Source organism: Desulfotruncus arcticus DSM 17038 (genome assembly GCF_900113335.1).
Lineage (GTDB): Bacteria > Bacillota > Desulfotomaculia > Desulfotomaculales > Desulfallaceae > Desulfotruncus > Desulfotruncus arcticus.
Window position 1 is genome coordinate 434,680 of record NZ_FOOX01000001.1, and the last position, 14,606, is coordinate 449,285.

The 14,606-nt window shown below is 43.9% G+C and carries 14 protein-coding genes; 11 read left to right on the forward strand and 3 right to left on the reverse strand.

Annotated elements, in window-relative coordinates:
* The first annotated feature begins 16 nt into the window (after positions 1 to 16).
* From BM056_RS02175 to lpdD, 9 genes are all read left to right on the forward strand, one after another.
* Entirely contained in the window at positions 17 to 895 is an 879-nt protein-coding gene (locus BM056_RS02175; RefSeq protein WP_092468255.1) for a UbiA-like polyprenyltransferase, read from the forward strand.
* Between the two features lie 11 nt (positions 896 to 906).
* Positions 907 to 2,004: an aminofutalosine synthase MqnE gene (mqnE, locus tag BM056_RS02180; RefSeq protein WP_092468257.1), complete on the forward strand. Its 1,098-nt coding sequence runs from the start codon at positions 907 to 909 to the stop codon at positions 2,002 to 2,004.
* Entirely contained in the window at positions 2,001 to 2,840 is an 840-nt protein-coding gene (locus BM056_RS02185; RefSeq protein ID WP_092468259.1) for a menaquinone biosynthetic enzyme MqnA/MqnD family protein, read from the forward strand. The genes mqnE and BM056_RS02185 overlap by 4 nt, the downstream gene beginning before the upstream one ends.
* Positions 2,833 to 3,927, forward strand: coding sequence for a cyclic dehypoxanthinyl futalosine synthase (gene mqnC / locus BM056_RS02190; protein WP_092468261.1), 1,095 nt, complete (start codon positions 2,833 to 2,835; stop codon positions 3,925 to 3,927). Before BM056_RS02185 ends, mqnC begins: the two co-directional genes overlap by 8 nt.
* A 203-nt stretch (positions 3,928 to 4,130) precedes the next feature.
* Entirely contained in the window at positions 4,131 to 6,281 is a 2,151-nt protein-coding gene (locus BM056_RS02195) for an acetate--CoA ligase family protein (RefSeq protein ID WP_092468263.1), read from the forward strand.
* A 277-nt stretch (positions 6,282 to 6,558) separates the two neighbouring features.
* Entirely contained in the window at positions 6,559 to 8,001 is a 1,443-nt protein-coding gene (gene selA / locus BM056_RS02200; RefSeq protein WP_092468265.1) for an L-seryl-tRNA(Sec) selenium transferase, read from the forward strand.
* The gene (gene selB / locus BM056_RS02205; protein WP_092468266.1) at positions 7,998 to 9,917 is read left to right on the forward strand and encodes a selenocysteine-specific translation elongation factor; all 1,920 of its coding nucleotides are present in this window, start codon (positions 7,998 to 8,000) and stop codon (positions 9,915 to 9,917) included. Before selA ends, selB begins: the two co-directional genes overlap by 4 nt.
* A gap of 24 nt (positions 9,918 to 9,941) precedes the next feature.
* Positions 9,942 to 11,096: a class I SAM-dependent methyltransferase gene (locus tag BM056_RS02210; protein ID WP_092468268.1), complete on the forward strand. Its 1,155-nt coding sequence runs from the start codon at positions 9,942 to 9,944 to the stop codon at positions 11,094 to 11,096.
* Positions 11,093 to 11,494 (forward strand): prenylated flavin chaperone LpdD, encoded by a 402-nt coding sequence (gene lpdD / locus BM056_RS02215; protein WP_092468270.1) that lies wholly within the window; start codon positions 11,093 to 11,095, stop codon positions 11,492 to 11,494. Before BM056_RS02210 ends, lpdD begins: the two co-directional genes overlap by 4 nt.
* A 60-nt stretch (positions 11,495 to 11,554) precedes the next feature.
* On the opposite strand, the gene BM056_RS02220 is transcribed toward lpdD, so the two are convergent.
* Complete coding sequence (locus tag BM056_RS02220; RefSeq protein ID WP_092468272.1) at positions 11,555 to 11,785, reverse strand: hypothetical protein; 231 nt, start codon at positions 11,783 to 11,785, stop codon at positions 11,555 to 11,557.
* A 94-nt stretch (positions 11,786 to 11,879) separates the two neighbouring features.
* On the opposite strand from BM056_RS02220, the gene BM056_RS02225 reads away from it, so the two are divergent.
* Entirely contained in the window at positions 11,880 to 12,365 is a 486-nt protein-coding gene (locus BM056_RS02225; protein WP_337833477.1) for a DUF456 domain-containing protein, read from the forward strand.
* Here BM056_RS02225 and BM056_RS25960 read toward each other — a convergent pair.
* Positions 12,362 to 12,535 (reverse strand): hypothetical protein, encoded by a 174-nt coding sequence (locus tag BM056_RS25960; RefSeq protein WP_165613322.1) that lies wholly within the window; start codon positions 12,533 to 12,535, stop codon positions 12,362 to 12,364. The two genes, BM056_RS02225 and BM056_RS25960, sit on opposite strands and share 4 nt — an antisense overlap.
* Positions 12,536 to 12,774: 239 nt before the next feature.
* On the reverse strand, positions 12,775 to 13,284 hold the full coding sequence (rnhA, locus tag BM056_RS02230) for a ribonuclease HI (RefSeq protein ID WP_435050941.1): 510 nt from the start codon (positions 13,282 to 13,284) through the stop codon (positions 12,775 to 12,777).
* Between the two features lie 223 nt (positions 13,285 to 13,507).
* Between rnhA and BM056_RS02235 the strand changes: the two genes are divergently transcribed.
* Positions 13,508 to 14,599: a BMP family ABC transporter substrate-binding protein gene (locus tag BM056_RS02235; protein ID WP_092468436.1), complete on the forward strand. Its 1,092-nt coding sequence runs from the start codon at positions 13,508 to 13,510 to the stop codon at positions 14,597 to 14,599.
* Positions 14,600 to 14,606: the final 7 nt, after the last annotated feature.

Here is a 14,606-nt window from a genome sequence, read left to right on the forward strand (position 1 = left end):
GGAAGTGGCGTTTATTATGGAGTCGACAATAACCAATAAAACAAAAATATTTCTTGATATGATTCGTTTTGAACACACCATCTTTGCATTGCCATTTGCTTTTATTGGAGCGTTACTGGTTCAAAAAAAGGTTCCCGACGGAAGCGAAATACTATGGATTACCCTGGCCATGATTGGTGCCCGCACGGCTGCCATGTCTCTTAACCGAATTATCGACAGGCATATCGACGCCCAAAACCCAAGAACAGCAAATCGAGCGTTACCTAAAGGATTGCTTAGAGTAGGAGAAGTGTGGGGATATGCGTTGCTTTCCTTTGCGCTGCTGCTGTTGTCGGCATATCAACTTTCACCGCTGGCCTTTAAGCTATTCCCCATAGCTGTTGTGGCTTTAAGCTTTTATTCATATACTAAAAGATTTACCTGGACCTGCCACCTTTTTTTAGGACTGACACTGGGGCTGGCCCCTTTGGGAGCATGGGTAGCCATTGCCAACAGTTTCCACTTGGCCCCAATTCTACTGGGGATAGGCGTGCTCTTTTGGGTAGCCGGCTTTGATATAATTTATGCCTGTGATGATTATTCATTTGACACCAGTAACAGAATTCATTCCATACCGGCGCGGTTTGGCATTGCCAGGGCGCTTAAAATATCAGCTTTATTTCATATCCTAGCACCGGCCTTTTTTATTGCTGTTGCAGTTGTTATGCACATGGGCCTGTTCTATCTTGCGGGCCTGGCAGTTGCGGTTGGTTTATTGTTCTACCAGCATAAACTGGTGTCGCCTGAAGATTTGAGCAGGGCAGGTGTGGCTTTTTTTAATCTAAACGGTACATTAAGTATACTAATGTTTTGTTTTACCTTACTCGATATAATCTACACAATTCATGTTTTTTAAGGAGAGTTCACATGCTTGATCAAAATATCCTAACGGGAATTGCGGCCAAAGTTGCCTCGGGCGAGCGCTTGACAAGAGATGACGGCATCGCATTATACCATTCAAACGATTTATTAACCATCGGCAAGCTGGCGTCTCTGGTCAGGGAAAGAAAAAACGGCAAAAAAGCCTTTTTTATTGTCAACAGGCATATCAATCATACCAATATTTGCATAAACAGGTGTAAACTTTGCGCCTTTGGCAGAGATGCCGATGACCCTGCAGCATATGTAATGAGTATTGATGAAATTGAGGCCAAAGTCGCAGAATCGGCTGACCAAAACATTTCGGAGATTCATATCGTTGGCGGGCTAAACTCCGACTTAAAACTGGATTTTTATGTTGAAATGATGCAAAGGGTGCGCAAAGTCTTGCCCGGTGTTGTCATCCAGTCCCTCACCGCCGTAGAAATTGAATTTCTGGCGCAAATCCACAACATGACCTATCAAGCAGTTCTTGAAACACTGCATAAAGTCGGCCTTGATTCCCTGCCTGGCGGGGGAGCGGAAATCTTTGCTCCACGGGTAAGAGAAATTATCTGTCCCAAAAAAATTGATGGAGATAAATGGCTGGCCGTTCACCGGGCAGCTCATGAAATTGGTATGAGGACTAATGCCACCATGCTTTACGGGCATGTAGAGACAATTGAGGAAAGGGTCGACCACCTGATCCAATTACGTGAATTGCAGGATCAAACCGGCGGTTTTCTGACCTTCATTCCCCTGGCCTTTCATCCCAAGAACACTGCTCTGGAATCAATGGGGATAAATACAACAACAGGCTATGAGGATTTAAAGACCCTGGCCATAGCCAGGCTTATGCTTGACAATTTCGACCATATTAAAGCTTACTGGATAACAGTCGGTCCCAAGCTGGCCCAGGTTTCCCTTGCATTTGGTGTTGATGATTTGGACGGTACAGTAGTCGAAGAGAAAATTGCACACGATGCGGGAGCCCAAACAGATCAAGCCATGTCCAAAAACAAACTTATCAAGATGATTAAATTTGCCGGTTATATTCCCGTTCAAAGGGATACACTTTATAACGTGGTGGAGGAGGGCTTTAATTGACTCGCTTACGCGTCGGCCAGGTTGAATATTTGAATTGTATTCCCGTATACCACGCCCTAGAAGACGGACTGCTTGATGCCGATATTGAATTAATCAAGGGTCCCCCTACAAAACTAAATAATATGTTCCTTAACGGGGAACTGGATATTACGCCTATTTCATCTATTGAATATGCAAAATACAAGGACAAATGTATTATTATTCCCAATATGTCCATTAGCGCCGACGGTAATGTCGAAAGCATACTTTTATTCAGCCATTGCCCGCCAACTGAACTTGAGGGTAAAACCGTAAATGTAACCACATCCTCAGCTACATCCGTTGTTCTTTTACGTATTCTATTTGAGCATTACTACCATGTACAGGTAGAATTCCACCGCTCCGAACCCAATCTTGACGCCATGCTGGCCTCGGCTGACGCTGCGCTGCTGATCGGTGACGATGCCATGCTGGCCCATCAAGCTGTTATGCAAAACAAACCCGATATTAATGTTACAGATCTGGGCAAAGAGTGGAAAAACTTTACCGGAGAGAAAATGGTTTATGCCGTTTGGGTAGTACATGCAGAGCTTGCTGAAAATAATCCTGAAATTGTTGAACAAATCAGCCGGTTATTTAATCAAGCAAAGGCTATCGGGCTGGCCAATCGTGATGATTTGGTGAACAAAGGGCATAAACGTTCTCATTTGCCACATAGCCTGCTTAACCATTATTTTGACACAATCCACCACGATTTGGGAGAAAGCGAACGCAGAGCCCTTTTAACCTATTATGATTACGCTTACAAAAGCGGCATCATTGAAGAAAGGATTAAACTAACAATCTGGGGTGAATAATTTGACTAATGCTGGAGCCCTTTTAGACAAAGCCGTAGCAGGAGACAGACTTAGCCGGGAAGAAGGAATCGAATTATTAGAGCAGGGCAATCTAATTGACCTGGGTATGGCTGCCAATGCCATTAAAAACAAACTGCACCCTGAGGGGATGGTCACTTATATTATTGACCGCAACATCAATTATACTAATATCTGTGCCTGCCAGTGCCGGTTTTGCGCTTTTTACAGGCAAGTGGAAGATAAAGACGCGTATGTAATAGAAAAAACTGTATTACATAAGAAAATTGAAGAAACTATAGATGTAGGCGGAACCGAATTATTAATTCAGGGAGGCTTACACCCTGATCTTACCCTGGAATACTACACAGACATGCTTCAGGATATTAAAAAAAGATATGATATCCATATACATTCATTTTCCCCGCCGGAAATTGCCCATTTTTCCAAGCTCTCGGGTTTATCTGCAGCTGAAGTTCTTACAAAACTTAGAGATGCCGGGCTCGATTCACTTCCCGGTGGCGGTGCGGAAATTTTAGTCGACCGGGTGAGAAAACAAATCAGCCCCAACAAAATAGGCTGGCGCCAGTGGATGGACGTTATGGACACTGCCCACCGGCTGGGCATGAAAACAACTGCTACAATGGTGTTTGGTCATATCGAAACCAGTGCAGACATTATCACCCATTTAATAAGAGTGCGTGACCAACAAGACGTCACCGGAGGATTCACCGCATTTATCCCCTGGAGCTTTCAACCGCGCAATACCGACCTTGGAGGTGTGACAGCCGGTGGTTATGAATACCTTAAAGTATTGGCAGTTTCTCGAATTATGCTTGATAACGTTCCCAACTTGCAAGCTTCATGGGTTACTCAGGGCGCTAAAATAGCCCAGGTTGCACTAAGTTTTGGAGCTAATGATTTTGGCAGCACCATGCTGGAAGAAAATGTGGTTAAGGCTGCAGGAGCTAGTTATCGAATTGCCTTAAAAGAAATCCAACGCTGTATAGCTGATGCCGGTTTCATCCCGGCCCAACGAAAAACCGATTACAGCATAATTAAAACTTTTCCGGACCTCCGATCTATTTAAACGGTTGGAGGCTTATTTTTTGCCACGTCTCTTCGCTCCTTATAAATGACAATTTACGGGAGCCACTGGTCCTCGAACATTGATTTTTCATAATATTTACAAGCACCGATTTTATAGTAATAAGTGTTAACGATGTGGTTAAATTTATGGTAAAATAGAACATGCAGAGTGAATATTCATTCATTTTTCAAGGAGGAATTCTTTTGAAAACCATTAATTTTGAACAAGAAATAAAAAGCCTTCTGCCGCTTTTTCAGCCGGAATCGTTGGCCATAATAGGCGCCTCTGAAAACCCTTTTAAACCAAGTGGACAACCGCTTGTATCTTTGATAAATGCAGGCTTTAAAGGCAAAATATATCCTGTTAACCCCAAGCACACCACCCTGTGTAATCTGCCCTGTTACCCTGCGCTTATAGATGTTCCAGGCTCCGTTGACCTGGCTATAATTGCCGTACCCGCCAAATATACTCTCGATCAATTGCAGCAATGCGCAGATAAGGGAGTAAAGGGGGTAATTATATTTACCTCGGGTTTTGCAGAAGTAGGACCGGAAGGCGCCAAAATTCAGATGGAAATAACTGAACTGGCCCAAAAAACAGGTATGCGCGTCTGCGGCCCCAACTGTATGGGCATCTTCAGCTCACGTAACGCGCTTATGGCCAACTTTTCTGTAACAGAACTGCCGGAACAGGTTTTAGTTCCCGATTTTTTGGGCTTTATCAGCCAGAGCGGGGGATTTGGGGCGGCCATTTACCAGATGATTAAAGAAAAGGGCTATGGCTTCAGTCATTTCGTAAGTACCGGCAATGAAGCAGATGTTGATTTTTCACAGTACATGGGTTTTATGGCCCGGGACAACTACACCAGGGTAATTGGGGGTTACCTGGAAGGAGTGAAGGACGGTCAAAAGTTTATAAATGCGACCGACATGGCCTTGCAGAATAATAAACCCATACTATTGATCAAAGCCGGGCGTTACCCTGCCGCTGCCAAAGCTGCCGCTTCCCATACCGGCGCACTGGTTGGCTCGGATAAAGTCTATAGCGCGGTTTTTAAACAAAAGGGCATTATTCGCATCGAAAGTCTTGAAGAATACCAGATTGTTTTGTCGATACTGGCAAGCAATAAATGTCCCAAAGGTAAAAGAATTGCAATTTTAGCCACTTCCGGAGGAAGCGGCGTGGCATTAACGGATAAATGTTCCTTCTACGGCCTGGAAGTTGCCCCCCTGCAAGCAGAAACCAGGGCTAAATTAGATAATGTCCTGCCGGCTTTTGCTTCCTCTGCCAACCCGGTCGACATTACCTCAGCTATATTGACCCAGCCGGGCTTATTAGAGCAATGTGCGGAAATAGTAATAAATGATCCCGGAATCGACATGCTTATCACAGCTTATTGGGCGCTGCACGGCGACCGCACTAACCTGGAACAGATGGTGCGGGTGAGTAAAAAAACTGACAAACCGATTTTTAATATCGTGTGGGGACCGGAAGAAGCAGCTCTGCAGGCATTGCATTTTTTAAACGACAATCTCATACCGGCCGCCAAGGAAGTTGATTTTGCCATCAGATCACTTGCTGTACTGGCAGATTACAGTGAATTTAAAACCGCTCGAAGTAATAAAAACAATGAAGACTATTCTATACAAGCACCCCCAAGCGCCAAAAAAATGGCAGGGGAAATATTAAATAACTTAAAACCCGGTGCTAAGTTAACTGAATATGAAGCAAAACAGGTATTACGGGCTTATGGCATTAGCACCACCCGGGAAGTACTGACCAAAACAACAGAGAAAGCTGTTCAGGCAGCCAAGGAAATTGGTTACCCGGTGGTCATGAAAATTATGTCCCCGGACATTTTACACAAAACTGAAGCCGGTGGCGTATTATTAAACATTGCTACTGACCAGGAGGTCGTCGAAAGCTTCAACAAGATTATCGAGAATGCACGGAAATATAATCAGGACGCTCTGGTGCAAGGTGTTCTGGTACAGGAGATGTTAAGCGGCGGGACTGAAATTATTGTAGGTGCCGGCAAAGACCCGGTATTTGGCTCAACAATCATCGCCGGTCTGGGTGGCATTTTTGTCGAGGTATTGGAAGATGTCGCACTGCGCGTAGCCCCTGTCTCTAATTTGGATGCCCGGGAAATGCTGGAAGAATTAAAAGGTAAAAAAATATTTGAGGGTGTGCGCGGTAAAGAACCCGTCGATAAAAACGCTCTGGTTGAGATCATTCAAAAGGTTTCCAGGCTGGTTGAGGATTTCCCGCAAATTGCCGAGCTTGACATTAACCCACTGCTGCTTTTTCCCAAAGGCGCAGTGGCAGTAGATGCATTAATCGTGCTGCAATAACTTGCTTATTTTTAAACAAATCATGTTTATGCCATAAAAAAAGAGTGTTGCCCCGCAACCTCTTTTTTTATGGTACAGTCTATTATGATAAAGAAGACTTGGTTCAGGTGGGGTTTTGACCCCACCTGAACCTTAGTCGCACTTATTTCGAGTTTATTGCCGCTAAGACTCCCGCCTATAGAGGCGGGAGTCTTAGCGGCAGTTAACGAGATAAAATATTTGCCTTATTGGCATGGGCTGCCATATAATGTTTACGATGATGATGCTGGAGGAAAATATGTCCGGAAAAAATAATTATAGCATGCTTAAGCAAATTCCCGCAGTTGACGAAATCTTGCAAAGAACGGAAATCAAAGAACTTCCATCCCAAATCCCAAAGGTTTTAATTTTGGAGGCAGTGCGGGAAATTGTGGCCGAGATTAGACAAGATATTTTAACAAATCGTATTAAATTATCACCGGAGAATAACCCGCGACAGTACCTGTTGGACATAATCACCACTATTGCAGCGGAAAGGGCTCTGGAAAAAAACCGCCCCAATCTGCGCAGGGTTATCAACGCAACCGGTGTAGTGCTGCATACCAACCTTGGACGGGCAGTACTTTCAGAACGAGCCCGCGAGGCTATTGAACAGGCCGCTTCGGGATATTCCAACCTTGAACTTGACCTGAAAACCGGTAAAAGAGGCTCTCGTTATGCCCCGGTGGAAGACTTATTGACAAAACTTACCGGAGCGGAATCAGCACTGGTTGTGAATAACAATGCAGCCGCAGTGCTGCTTGCACTTAGCACCATAGCCAGAGAAAAAGAAGTGATTGTTTCCAGGGGCCAGCTTGTTGAAATTGGCGGCTCTTTTCGAATTCCGGAAGTTATGGCTCAAAGTGGAGCCAAACTGGTGGAAGTTGGCGCAACAAATAAAACCCATCCCGGGGACTACCAAAAAGCCGTCACTTCAGAAACAGCACTTCTTCTACATGTACATACCAGCAACTACCGCATTGTCGGGTTTACCAGGGAAACATCAGTAGCCGAGCTGGTTTCTATTGGAGAGGAATTTCAGCTGCCGGTGATGTCGGACCTGGGCAGCGGGTCACTGATTGATCATTCAACCTTCGGCCTGCCGGAAGAACCTACCGTACAGGAAACTGTTAAAGCAGGCTGTGATGTTGTAACCTTTTCCGGCGATAAACTTTTAGGCGGACCACAGGCGGGAATTATTGTGGGAAAAACGAAATACCTTGAAAAAATGAAAAAAAACCCGCTCACCCGGGCTGTGAGAATTGATAAATTCACAGTCGCAGCGCTTGAAGCTACATTACGAGAATACCTTGAGCCTGATAAAGCAATTAAAAATATACCAACTTTGCAAATGCTCTATTCAAAAAAACCCGAACAGGAACAAAGAGCCTTGGAATTATGCCGTAAATTGACAGAAAAAGCAGGCCTGCGAGCGAGGTTTGAGATAGTGGAAATAGTTTCGGCGGTTGGCGGCGGTGCGCTTCCAACGGCGGAATTACCTTATTTGGCAATTGAAGTAGTTCCTTTTGCAATTTCAGTAGCAAGTTTAGCCCAAAAACTGCGTTGTTCTGACCCGGCTGTCATTGGGCGACTCCAGGAAGACAGGCTAATTCTTGACCTTCGCACCATTTTAACCGGGGAGGAAGAGGTGCTGGTGGATATCCTCTGCAGGTTGTTGAAACAGGGAGGAATTTCCGAATGAAACATATTATTATCGGCACAGCCGGTCACGTGGACCATGGCAAGACAGTATTAGTCAAAAAACTTACCGGTGTTGATACCGATAGGCTCAAGGAAGAAAAGGAACGCGGAATTTCTATTGAGCTGGGTTTCGCCTACATGAAACTGCCCGGCGGGCAAACAGCGGGGATAGTGGATGTACCCGGTCACGAAAGATTTATCAAGAACATGTTAGCCGGAGTTGGCGGCATAGATCTTGTCCTGCTGGTTATTGCAGCGGATGAAGGAGTCATGCCACAAACCAGGGAACACCTTGAAATTATTCAACTCCTGCAGATTGATAAAGGAGTTGTAGTTATTACCAAAAAGGATCTGGTCGACGATGAATGGCTTAAAATGGTCTATGACGATACTAAAGAGTTTTTGAGCAATACCGTACTGGAAAAAGCTGATATCATAGCTGTCTCTGCAGTAACCGGCGAAGGGTTGCCGGAATTAATCAACGCTGTAAACCAGATAGCAGCGGGTATTGAAGAAAGAAAGACAACCGGTCCGGCCCGCTTACCTGTTGATCGTGTATTTTCCGTAACCGGTTTCGGGACAGTGGCAACCGGAACATTGATTTCAGGCCAAATTCAAACCGGTGAAAGCTTACAAATATACCCGGGTGAAACCGTCTCCCGGGTTCGCAACATGCATGTGCATGGTAAAAAAGTTGAACTGGCCGAATCAGGTCAACGAGTGGCGGTCAATTTATCCGGTATAGAAACTGATGATATCAAAAGAGGTAATGTGCTGGCGTTGCCTGCAAGCTTAAAACCTTCACACAGGTTAGATGTAAGTTTTAAATATCTTTCCAGCGCGCCCAAGGCTTTAAGGCACAGGGCCAGGGTCAGGGTTTATTTAGGAACAGCTGAAATCTTGGGCCGAGTTATTTTATTTGATCGTGAAGAATTGCAACAGGGTGAACACGCCTATGTTCAATTACAACTGGAATCGCCTATCGCAGCGGCCAGAAAAGACCATTTCGTTGTCAGGTCTTATTCCCCAATGCGTACTGTGGGGGGAGGAACAATTATCGATCCATTCCCCAATAAACATAAGCGTTATCGAAAAGAAATAATTGAAGCCCTTGCCACTGCCGAAAAAGGCTCGGCAGTTGATTGGGTGGAACAATATTTAAATGCAAATGCTAAGTTGCACACCGTTACCGGTTTAACCTCCACCCTTGGCATGAGTAAAAACGATATGGCTATGGCCCTGACAAAATTAACGGAGGAAAGGCAAGCGGCCAAGTTCGCCACTGAAGGAGAAGATTATTTTGTATCTGCTATGGTGCTTCAGCAGTGGGAAAACAGAATAATTTCAGCACTGCAGGATTACCACCGGAAATTCCCGCTGCGGGAAGGATATCCCAAAGAAGAATTAAGATCACGCTTTTTTTCTGCATTAACCGCAAAACAATTTCAGATATTGTTAAACCATTTTGAAAAAAACCAAAAGATTTCCGGGATGGGACACAGTGTGGCCATTTTTGAGTATAAACCGTTACTATCCAAGGAAATGGGCCAAGTTCTACATAAATTTGAGAACATTTTTCTGACCAGCAAATTTCAGCCTCCGTCCTGGAGCGAAGCAACTGCGCAAACCGGTATTAAACGTCCTGCGGAAAGTCAGGAATTTCTCAACTATCTACTGGGACAGGGTAAGCTGGTTAAAATAACAGAAGGTATCTTTTTCCACCGCCAAGTTTTAGATAAAGCAATCTCAATGATTAAAGAACACTTTAAACAGAAAAGCGAGCTTTCACTGGGAGAACTGAGAGACTTGCTGCAAACTTCCCGCAAATACGCGCTGCCTTTACTGGAATATACAGACCGGGAGAAAATAACCCGCAGGGTTGGCGACTTACGGGTTGCCGGTAAATTGTTAATTTGATAACACCATCAGTTGGAGGTACAAATGTCCGAGCTTGTTTCTTTAATAAAAGATAAAATTGCCAATCAGGGTCCCATGACATTTGCAAGATTTATGGAACTTGCCCTTTATCACCCGCTGTATGGCTACTACTCAACCGCAACTACCATCGGACCACAGGGTGACTTTTATACCGCGCCCAATACAGGCTCTTTGTTTGGAAGCATGTTGTCCAAGCAATTTTATGAACTGTGGTGTCTTTGCGGCTGCCCGAAACAATGGTCTCTGGTGGAATATGGGCCGGGTTCCGGCGCGCTTGCAAGGGATGTTTTAGACTCAATAGCTAAAAATTATAAAGACTTTTATGACGCCACAGATTATTATTTAGTTGAAATCAGTGCGGAGCTAAGGAAAAAACAACAAGCAGCCTTGCTCCCAACGCATTACCGTAATAAGTGCAAATGGGTTACTGATATATCCGAAATAACACCTCAGGGAGAAATCACAGGATGTATCTACGGGAACGAATTGATTGACGCTTTTCCAGTTCACCTGCTGATCGCAGACGAGGGTGGATTAAATGAGCTGTATGTGGCTTTTGACGGTACTGAATTATATTTTAAAACAGGGGCTCTTTCGACAGCCAAACTGGCAGATTACTTGGAGCTGCAAGGCGTGCAATTAAAAAACGGGCAAAAAGCGGAAGTGAACCTGCAAGCCCAAGATTGGTTAAATCGTGTCGCGGAAAACCTGAAAAAAGGATTTATTTTAATTATTGATTATGGTTTTACCACGCCGGAAATGTATTCGTCCCAACGCTTTAACGGGACATTAAGATGCTATTACCGCCACCGCTTAATTGAAGATCCGCTAATTAATATAGGTCACCAGGATATTACAGCCAACGTGAATTTTTTCGTGCTCGCAACCTGGGCCGGTAAAGCCGGATTAAATACCATAGGACTTGTCACCCAGCCGGATTTTCTATTAAATCTCGGGCTATTGGAGACAATTAAAGGACAGGCAGATTACAATCTGACGCCGGATATACTGAAAAAAACCGCGGCAATTAAGCAACTGCTGCTGCCCGGCGGAATGGGCGGGATATTTAAGGTACTGGCTCTGTCAAAAGGGTTTGATACAATGCCTAAGCTGGCTGGATTTAGCGCCGGAAATATTTTCAAGGGGCTTGAAACATGATTGATTTGTACCATTCCAAAGCCGGCTCTGCTTCGTTTAATGTTGAAATAATGGTAACACAAACACCATCTGGGGTTATCGTTCAGTTGTTAGGTGGCGATAAACCTCATATCGGGGCAACTGTGATTAGTCATCCACGTCCCAGCCTTGCCCTGGAGGGACAGATAAGCTGCAATACCATAGTGATTCCCGAGCTTGGCCATAAAGAAGACGAATTGGCCAAGCCTCTGGCTGAAAATATAGCGGTTGCTTTAAATTGCACTGTTGTTATGATTGCAGGTATCCATATCGATAATGCCGGCAAGTTCGAAATTAATGAAATTAATAAAATTTGCAAACAACTTGTGGATGAGTTTTTAACCTTTGCCTCCAAAGGGTTGCAAAACCAGGTAATATAGCTGCTTTAATGGGCAGAATAATGTCCAGGAGGTGATTGATTTGAGCAAATCTTTTAGTTCCTACCGCAGTTCCAGCTCTAGTTCCAGTTCCAGTTCCAGTGACTCAAAAATTTGTAGCTCATCAAAATGCCCCAAAGATGATTTATCTACAGAATTAACGGGAAGAGAGTCTGTTGACAGCTTAGATTCAAAGAACAGTAAAATAGAAGAAGATATATAATGATTAAAGGTAATGATTAAAGGGGCATTTGCCCCTCTTTTCTTTTGAAATTGCGAGCGTGGCGCATGCAAGCTTAAGCTATATCTTTTTACTTTTTACTTGACCGGACTTACATATGCTTGATAAGCTTTGGGTAAATAGGTAAAATTGTAAAAGGGGGGGAGCATGTTGGCTATTTTAGCTTTAATTCTGGCCATTTTATTCTTTATTGCCGGTTTGGCCGGCTCGGTGCTGCCGGTTTTACCCGGGGCTATACTCATTTGGCTGGGCATGCTTGTCTATGGTATCCTTACAAAGTTCAATACAATTAGTGTTATTTTTCTTATAGGCCAGGCGCTGGCGGTCGCCACAGTATATTCCGTAGATTATTTTGCAGGTATATTAGGAGTAAAAAAATTTGGAGGCTCTCGCGCAGCTGTCTATGGCAGTATTGCCGGCACAATTATTGGTATAATTGTTTTAGGTCCGGCCGGCCTCATTTTCGGACCATTTATTGGTGCCATTACGGGAGAGTTGATTAGTAATAAACCTCTTGATAAGGCAATCCGCTCTGGCTGGGGTACTCTTATTGGTCTGCTTGGAGGAACTATTGCAAAACTAATTATAGAAATACTGATGATTATATGGTTCTTTTGGGCTATTTACCATTAATCAGCTTCATCGAACTCCTCGCCCAAAGGCCCGCCTGCCTCATTAAGCTGGAAATCCGTAATATCGTTACGGCTTTTGTTTACGTTCCTTAAGACCTCTTCGCCAATTTCTTCAGCATCAGTTCTGTTTTGTACCTGACTAACAGCCTTTAAATTTTTTATCCTCCGCACCAAACTTTCACCTCTGATCGATTTATACTTGTTCGCGGTTATCCGCTATACTTTAATGAAAACTATATCTGTCGCTGAGGAGTGGAACGACGTAGCAACCTCTGCTTTTGAGATTGCTGCGCTATGCTTGTAATGACAGTATTAATGCTATGATTGCAATAACAAATTTTTAATTATTATTTGAATTAACCCGATCATTTATCCCAATAGCAATTTTTGTTCCGACGTTTTTTGAGTTTCTATTCCCACTTATCTTCCAGACGTAAACTGTTTTTGATCGCAGTTACAGCCAATTGGTCGCATCGATTATTGAATTCATTATCGGCATGTCCCTTAACCCAAACCCAGTTGACCTGGTGTTTCTGCCTTAATTCTAAAACTCTTTCCCACAAATCAACATTTTTTGCCCGCTCCTTATCATTTCTCATCCATCCTTTGGATTGCCACTTTAACACCCATCCTTTGGTTATGGCGTCTATAATATACTTGCTATCGGAAAAAACAGTTACCCGACATGGTTCCTTTAAACTTTCCAAGCCTTTAATTACAGCCATTAATTCCATTCTGTTATTAGTTGTGTTCTCATATGCACCGGACATTTCCCTGGTATGAGGCCCATATTTCAAAATCACTCCGTAACCGCCGGGGCCGGGGTTACCGCTGCAAGCGCCGTCCGTATATATTTCAACTTCCTTGATAAAGATCACCCCAATATTTAAGTTTTCACCTTTGCCCGGTAATTTTATCATGACTGTTAATTAACGGCAATAATATGGCAATTGCCATACGCATGTTTTTTTTGTCGGAACAGGCAGGATTTTATATAGACAGAAAGAATAATTTTTAGGTATGTCAAACCTCATTCCAGAACGGGAGGGATGTTCGAAGTTTTTTTTATTTAAATTTTCGGGGAGGTATAAAATATTGAAAAATTTTAATTCTAAAATTTTACTTGCTTTTGTTGTATTATTAATGGTTGCTTTATTGACTGCCGGTTGCGGTGGAAGCAAAGAGGAAGACAAAACCGACGGACAATCCAGCGAACAGGAAAAGCTGAAAGTCGGTTTTGTTTACATCGGCCCGGTAGACGATAACGGCTGGACAACTGCCCATGATAATGCCAGAAAATACTTAGAAGAGAAACTTGATTATGTTGAAACAAGCTATGTGGAAAACGTTCCTGAAAACCCGGCGGATGCGGAAAGGGTAATTACCCAGCTTGTAAATGAAGGCAATAAAATTATTTTTACCACCAGTTTTGGTTACATGGACCCTACTATAAAAGTAGCTGAGAAATTCCCTGATGTTACTTTTTTACACTGCTCAGGTTATAAAACTGCTCCCAACGTTGCCGCTTATTTCGGCAGAATGTACCAGGCTCGCTATCTATCCGGTATTGCTGCAGGAAAAGCTACCAAGGACAACCTGATTGGCTATGTTGCAGCATTCCCGATTCCCGAAGTCATTCGCGGTATCAATGCTTTTACACTTGGTGTTCAAAAGGTTAACCCCGATGCCAAAGTAAAAGTAGTTTGGACCCATACCTGGATTGATGCCGCAACTGAAAAAGACGCCGCCGTCGCGCTTCTGGATTCCGGCGCTGACGTTATTGCCCAGCACCAGGATTCCCCCGGCCCTCAGCAGGCAGCTGAGGCAGTCGGCAAATTTGGGGTAGGCTATAACAGCGACATGGGTAAAATGGCTCCCAAAGCTGTTTTAACTTCACCGGTATGGAATTTGGGTCCCTATTATGTTGAAGCTGTGCAAGCTATTAAGGATGGGACATTTGATACCACTCCCAAATACGGATCGCTTACTTACTGGGGCGGTTTAGCAGATGGTACTATTGGACTTGCTCCTTTCGGCCCAATGGTTACAGAAGAAACCAAGCAGCTGATTGAGCAGGAAAAACAACGCATCGTCAGCGGAGAATGGGATGTTTTCACCGGCCCGTTCAAAGATCAGCAGGGTGAAGTAAAGGTTCCGGATGGTCAGAAAATGACCGATGATGAAATACTTAATATGGACTGGTTTGTTCAAGGTGTCGAGGGCTCGACCAAGTAAATGAATA